Here is a 6,212-nt window from a genome sequence, read left to right as displayed (position 1 = left end):
CTTCCGTGGATGCAGCGGCTGCCGGCGCGGCGCTTCCTCCTTGGGCGGACGGCACTTCGCCGCGCACAATGGCTTGAAGGGAGGCCACAATGGCAGATACGTCGGCCTTACCCTCTCCACCTCCAGTAATGTCCTGAACCATGGCCTCAAGCGCATCAAGACTCTTGAATAAAGTGTCAAAAATAAAATCCTGCATAACCAGCTTGCCGTTTCGCACTAGGTCCAGCACATTCTCCATTTGGTGGGTTAGCGAAGCCAGATCTTCAAATCCCATCGTCGCCGCCATACCTTTTAAGGTATGTGCGGAGCGGAAGATAACCTGCACAATGCTGAGATCGTCCGGATTGGCCTCCAGGCCCATCATATTTTCGTTCAAAGACTGCAGATGATCATTCGACTCATCAATAAACATGGATAAATACTGATTCATGTCCATGTCCTGACACCTACCCTTCACGTTCGCTTTGCGTTATTTAACGACTTGGACCAGTTTTGGAGCAATGTCTTGCAACGGCAAAATATAAGTGACACACTGGAGTTCAACCGCGGAACGCGGCATTCCGTAAACGACGCAGGTTTCTTCGCTCTCGGCAAAGGTAGAGGTGACACCCGCATCATATAGCGACTTCATCATCTTGGCGCCATCGCTTCCCATTCCGGTCATAATAACCGCATGGCGCTCCAAAGCTTTTAGTGGAAGCAGTGACTCATACAGCGTATCCACCGAGGGACGATGTCCGTTACGCGCTTCTTCCTTTGATAGAGCTACAGCATACTGCCCCCCAGCAGTTTCCGTGACCTTCATGTGATATCCCCCCGGAGCAATATAAGCCGCTCCCTGTTGCAGGATCATCCCATGCTCCGCCTCCATGACATCCAGAGGACTAAAGGTATTCAGCCGCTGGGCAAGCGACTTCGTAAAATTGGGGGGCATATGCTGCACGATAACAATTGGTGCTGGAAAATCAGCCGGAATATTCTCAAGCAAAGCTTTCAGCGCGCGCGGTCCGCCTGTTGAACAACCGACCGCCACAAGCTTCGTCAGCCCTTTCACCCCAAATTTGCGGTCCTTGCCCTTCGCTGCGGGAGTATCTGGTTCCGCTCCGGTTGCCTGCGGCTTCGGTGGTGCAAGATCGGCCGTAACGTCCGATTTCTGCTGGGATAAAATCTTAATTTGTCGGGCTTCCGGCTTCGCTCTAGGAGGGACGCTTTTGGTTCGCTCCGAGCCAGGAACCGGCGGCTGATCTGCACGCTTGCGTTCGAAGAGTTTCCCGGTCACCGGCGGTGAAGGCCGTGCGATCGGCGCTTTAATGTCCTTTATTTCCCGGCTAGGAATGTGTTCCGCTGCGCCCCCGTCCGGCTTATCCGCCAGCTTGATAGGCGGTGGGGGGAAAGCATGTTCAGACTGCTGCAATGCGGGTGAATCGTCAGAGCCTTGAGGCGCCGACGCAGACCGTGCTTCCCGGCGCTCGCGAGCAAGCATGGCTTCCTTCATCTGCTCCCTCAGAGCATCCCCTACACTGTTGATATCATGAGAGCTGGAAACCGAGGGCTTGCGAATAAAGTCGAAGGCCCCGCCTTCCAGTGCCAGGATTGTCTCTTTCATTCCTTCTTCATTAATACCGGACAACATGATGACAGGAAGCGGATGGTCAAGCATGATCAGCTTCAACGCTTCAAGGCCGTTCATTTCCGGCATTTCCACGTCCATGGTGACAAGATCCGGCTGAAGTTCCTTCACCATCTCAACGGCTTGTCTTCCGTTGACCGCCGTTGCCGTTACTTGGAAGTCGGCATCCTTTTCAATTAAATCGGAAATGATTTTGCGCATAAATGCTGAATCATCCACAACTAGAACTTTATATGGCTTCATATCATTTCCACCTTTGTCCTTAAATCTCAGAACATTTCTTATATACGGCGAAGCCACTTGCTTAAAAAACCTTTAATCCCTTGCAATTCAGCCGATTCTGAAGAACGGTCGGATGACAAATATCGCAGCGTCAGTCTGTGAAGATCATTCGCAGCGGCACTGTTTGGATAGGCCAATGAGAATGGAATCTGTCGTTTGACTGCTTGTACCACATGGTTGTCGCTGCTAATAAAACCGAGGAACGGGATATCCACCTGAAGAAAACGGCGGGCGGTCAGCCGGATTTTGTCGCTCGTTGCAGTCGCTTCCTTCATACTGGACACCTGATTGACAATCAGTTTGAACGCGATGTTCGGATGACTAGTGTGAACAACCTTCATCAATGCGTAGGCATCGGTAATCGCCGTCGGCTCCGGAGTCGTAACAACGAGACAATCGTCTGCTGAAACGATGAAATTCATCGTTTCCTTGGAAAGTCCGGCACCCGTATCAAATAGAATATAGTCCATCTCATCGGCGATTGTGGCAATTTGGGATGTGAAGTAGTTCAAATCGCTTTCCGAAAGCGAGAAGAGCTCTTCCATGCCCGATCCTCCGGCAATAAAAGGCAATCGGTTGGGACCCGTCTGAATAATCTGCTCAATGCTGGCTTCTCCGCCAAGCAAATGGTAAAGATTGTATTTCGCCGAGATACCCATCAGAACATCCAGATTGGCCATGCCGATATCAGCGTCGAATAGGAGCACCCTTTTCCCTATACTCTTGAGTGCAAGCGCAAAGTTAAGGGTGAAATTCGATTTACCGACTCCGCCTTTTCCGCTGCATACAGTGATTATTCGCGCGGTGCCTTTTTCTCTATTGCTAAGTTTTCTGTTTTGTCCAGCAACAAGCTGTCTCAACGATTGAGCCTGATCCATCACTGTTCACCCGTACCAAGCAGCAGATTGCACACCAGTTCTCCGGATGGTATAAGAAGATCATCAGGTACGGTCTGACCATTTGTCATATATGACAGCATGAGCGGGTAATCGTTAAGCAGGTTGAACAATGGTCCGTAGCTTCCCGTTTCGTCCAGTTTCGTCAGAATGACTTTATCCAGCCTGTATTTGCTGAAATGCTCGGTAATCAGCTTCATATCCCTGCTCTTCGACGTCATGCTGAGCACCAGGTAGGTCTCGCTCTTCATTGCCGGAGACAGCAGACTCTGCAGTTCGGCAACGAGAAGCTCATTGCGGTAGTTTCTTCCGGCCGTGTCCATTAACACCAGATCACAGCTTTCCAGCCTGGATAAGGCCCGCTGCATATCGCCCGGCGACTGAACAACCTCAAGAGGCACATTCAAAATGGATGCGTAAGTCCGAAGTTGTTCCACCGCAGATATACGGTAAGTATCGGCTGTAATCATCCCGACCTTTCTGCCATGTCTGAAGAGCTGATCAGCCGCAAGCTTGGCCAAAGTCGTCGTCTTCCCTACCCCTGTAGGACCTGCGACATATAAGAGCCGCGTATCGGGAGCAATGCCCCTTCCTATTCTATCGGCAAGAAACCTCACAATCTGTACTCTTAGAGCTTCCTCAAACTTTTCTTCAGGCCACAGTCTTCCATCCTCATTCCAAGCATCCAGCACATCACTGATCCATTCTTCCACCAAAGCGTTGTCCATTTCCTGCTCGATCAGCCGCAGGCGGAGCCGCTCCAGCCCTTCCGGAAGCTCTCTCGAGTCGGCGGACTGCCGGGCGATTCGCTCGATCCACTGCTTCATCTCTCTAATCTCATCAAGAACGCTGTCATTAGACGGACGTCCCTTTCGGTCAGAAGGGAGCTTCGGAGCCGAAGGAGGCTGCATAACGGAATCGATCACCTCCAAGCGGGAACTCGCGGAAGCGTCTTTTGGAATTTCCTCCGCCGCCTTCTCTTCCAGCACGGCTACAGCCCCTTGCTTCTTGGCGGCATCTTCAAGCGACGCGGCAATCTCGGCAAAGCTCCGAGAAGGCTCCGAACCGCTTGCGGCGACATTGCCCGAAGCAGAGGCATAGGCCTCCCGGTAGGCCTTGGGAACACCTGCACGGGGGACGGATTGCGGCGCCACCTCTTTTTTTTCGGAAGCTGCTTGCTTTTGTTCATTCTCTACAGCGGCGACCACTTCGATTTTCTTTTTTTTGAACATTCCCATAAAGCCACCGGTTCTGATTTCCTTCGTGCTCAGAATAACGGCGTCACTTCCGAGCTCGCTGCGAATGGAATGCATGGCGTCCGGCATCGTATCGACAACGTAACGCTTCACTCTCATAGATTCACCACTCCAACGCTTTGAATTTCAATATTGGGCTCTAATTCGCTGTAAGACAGCACTGGAATATCCTGCATCGTCCGCTCTATGACCTGCCGCAGATACATACGGATGGTAGGCGAAGTCAATACAATGGGCTGCTGTCCCGATTGCAATAGACGGTTAATTTGCTCCATTAGGCGCTGATATACCGTCTGGGTTGATACAGGATCAAGTGCAAGGTAGCTGCCATGCTCCGATTGCTGAACGCTTTCGGCTATTTTTTTCTCAAGCGTTGGTCCTACCGTAATTACCTTAAGAGTTTCTCCGGACTGGGAGAATTGCTGAGTAATCTGCCGTGACAGCGATTGTCTCACATATTCCGTCAGTACATCTGGATCTTTAGTATAGGTGCCGTAGTCTGCCAGAGTTTCAAAAATAGTAACCAAGTCCCGGATCGATATCTTCTCGCGCAGCAGCTTAGCCAACACTTTCTGCAGATCCCCGACGGTGAGTACGGACGGGATCAATTCATCGACCAGCACAGGGTAATTTTCGCGAATATTGTCGACCAGCATTTTCGTTTCCTGCCGTCCAATCAGCTCATGTCCATACCGTTTGATCAGTTCGGTAAGATGGGTGGCAACCACGGACGGCGGATCGACAACCGTATAGCCGGCCAGTTCAGCACGCTCCTTGACGGATTCATTAATCCATAGCGCAGGTAATCCGAATGACGGTTCGACCGTCTCAATCCCGGTAATCGATTCGTCATCATACCCTGGACTCATTGCTAAATAGTGATTAAGTAGTAATTCACCGCCGCCGACCTGATTTCCTTTAATTTTGATGACATATTCATTCGGTTTTAGTTGAATATTGTCGCGTATTCGGATAACAGGGACAACAAGTCCCATTTCAAGCGCGCACTGCCTTCGAATCATGATGATCCGATCGAGCAGGTCGCCCCCCTGCTGGGTATCCGCCAGTGGAATCAGGCCATAGCCGAACTCGAATTCGATCGGATCGACATTCAGCAGGCTGATCACGCTCTCCGGACTGCGCACCTCCTCGATCTGCTGTTCTTCGACGAGCTGCTCCTCTTCGATGGCCTTACGGCTCAAGTTCTGCGTCATCCGGTAGGCCGAATAGGCCATAAGACCAGCTAACGGCAAGGTTGTTATCGCATGAATTGGTGTGAATAGACCTAAAAAGGCCACTGTTACGGCAACGATGTACAGGAGCTTCGGATAAGACAGCAACTGCCCTGTCAGATCTTCCGCTAGATTGCCATCCGAAGAAGCCCGGGTAACGATTAGGCCGGCTGCGGTAGAAATGAGCAGAGCAGGTATTTGGCTAACCAGACCATCCCCGATCGTCAGAACGGAGTAGGTCGAGAGCGCGTCTTGGAACGGCATCCCATGAACTGCCATCCCAATGATGAAGCCGCCAATCAAATTGATCAGCAGGATAATAATGCTGGCTATCGCATCCCCTTTAACGAATTTACTCGCCCCGTCCATCGCTCCGTAGAAGTCGGCTTCTCGCTCGATATTACGCCGGCGCTCCCGGGCTTGCTGCTCGTTAATCATGCCTGCATTCAAATCGGCATCAATACTCATCTGCTTACCGGGCATAGCGTCGAGTGTAAATCTCGCCCCTACCTCGGCTACGCGTTCAGAACCTTTGGTGATAACGATAAACTGCACAACAACCAGAATCAGGAACACGATAAATCCGATTGCAACCTGTCCGCGCGCAATCCAGCCGCCAAACGTCGCTACAACCGAACCTGCTTCGCCCTCGGATAAAATCAGCTTGGTTGTTGAGATGTTCAGCGCCAGGCGGAACAAGGTCGTAATCAGCAGCAGCGATGGAAAGATGGAGAACTGAAGGGGTTCCTTTGTATTCATTGCCACTAGGATAATCGTCAACGCGATCGAAATATTAATGACCAGCAGAAGGTCGAGCAGCCCAGAGGGAATAGGCAGAATCATCATTAGCACGATTCCGATTATGCCGATTAATACCGTTAAATCCCTAGCTTTCAATGTTTCTTACCTCCCTGAA

5 protein-coding genes are annotated in these 6,212 nt (G+C 51.1%); all 5 read right to left on the bottom strand.

Annotation, left to right across the window (positions count from 1 at the left end; translation table 11 throughout):
* A partial coding sequence (locus L691_RS0113345; protein ID WP_025691012.1) for an Hpt domain-containing protein occupies positions 1-436 on the bottom strand: 436 nt, incomplete at its 3' end.
* Between the two features lie 33 nt (positions 437-469).
* Complete coding sequence (gene cheB / locus L691_RS0113340) at positions 470-1,873, bottom strand: protein-glutamate methylesterase/protein-glutamine glutaminase (protein ID WP_025691011.1); 1,404 nt, start codon at positions 1,871-1,873, stop codon at positions 470-472.
* A gap of 38 nt (positions 1,874-1,911) precedes the next feature.
* Positions 1,912-2,793, bottom strand: a complete 882-nt coding sequence (locus L691_RS0113335; RefSeq protein ID WP_025691010.1) for a MinD/ParA family protein — start codon at positions 2,791-2,793, stop codon at positions 1,912-1,914.
* On the bottom strand, positions 2,790-4,163 hold the full coding sequence (gene flhF / locus L691_RS0113330) for a flagellar biosynthesis protein FlhF (RefSeq protein WP_025691009.1): 1,374 nt from the start codon (positions 4,161-4,163) through the stop codon (positions 2,790-2,792). Before flhF ends, L691_RS0113335 begins: the two co-directional genes overlap by 4 nt.
* Positions 4,160-6,193 (bottom strand): flagellar biosynthesis protein FlhA, encoded by a 2,034-nt coding sequence (flhA, locus tag L691_RS0113325; protein ID WP_025691008.1) that lies wholly within the window; start codon positions 6,191-6,193, stop codon positions 4,160-4,162. Before flhA ends, flhF begins: the two co-directional genes overlap by 4 nt.
* Positions 6,194-6,212: the final 19 nt, after the last annotated feature.

Origin of the sequence: Paenibacillus zanthoxyli JH29 (assembly GCF_000520715.1) — a bacterium.
GTDB classification, from domain to species: Bacteria; Bacillota; Bacilli; order Paenibacillales; family Paenibacillaceae; genus Paenibacillus_AQ; species Paenibacillus_AQ zanthoxyli.
Note: the sequence above shows the minus strand (reverse complement) of the source record. Positions and strands in the feature narration are given on the sequence as shown.

Bases quoted from the DNA above. Each gene is read 5' to 3' on its own strand.
- cheB (WP_025691011.1), bottom strand. From the start codon at position 1,873: ATGAAGCCATATAAAGTTCTAGTTGTGGATGATTCAGCATTTATGCGC.
- flhF (WP_025691009.1), bottom strand. From the start codon at position 4,163: ATGAGAGTGAAGCGTTACGTTGTCGATACGATGCCGGACGCCATGCAT.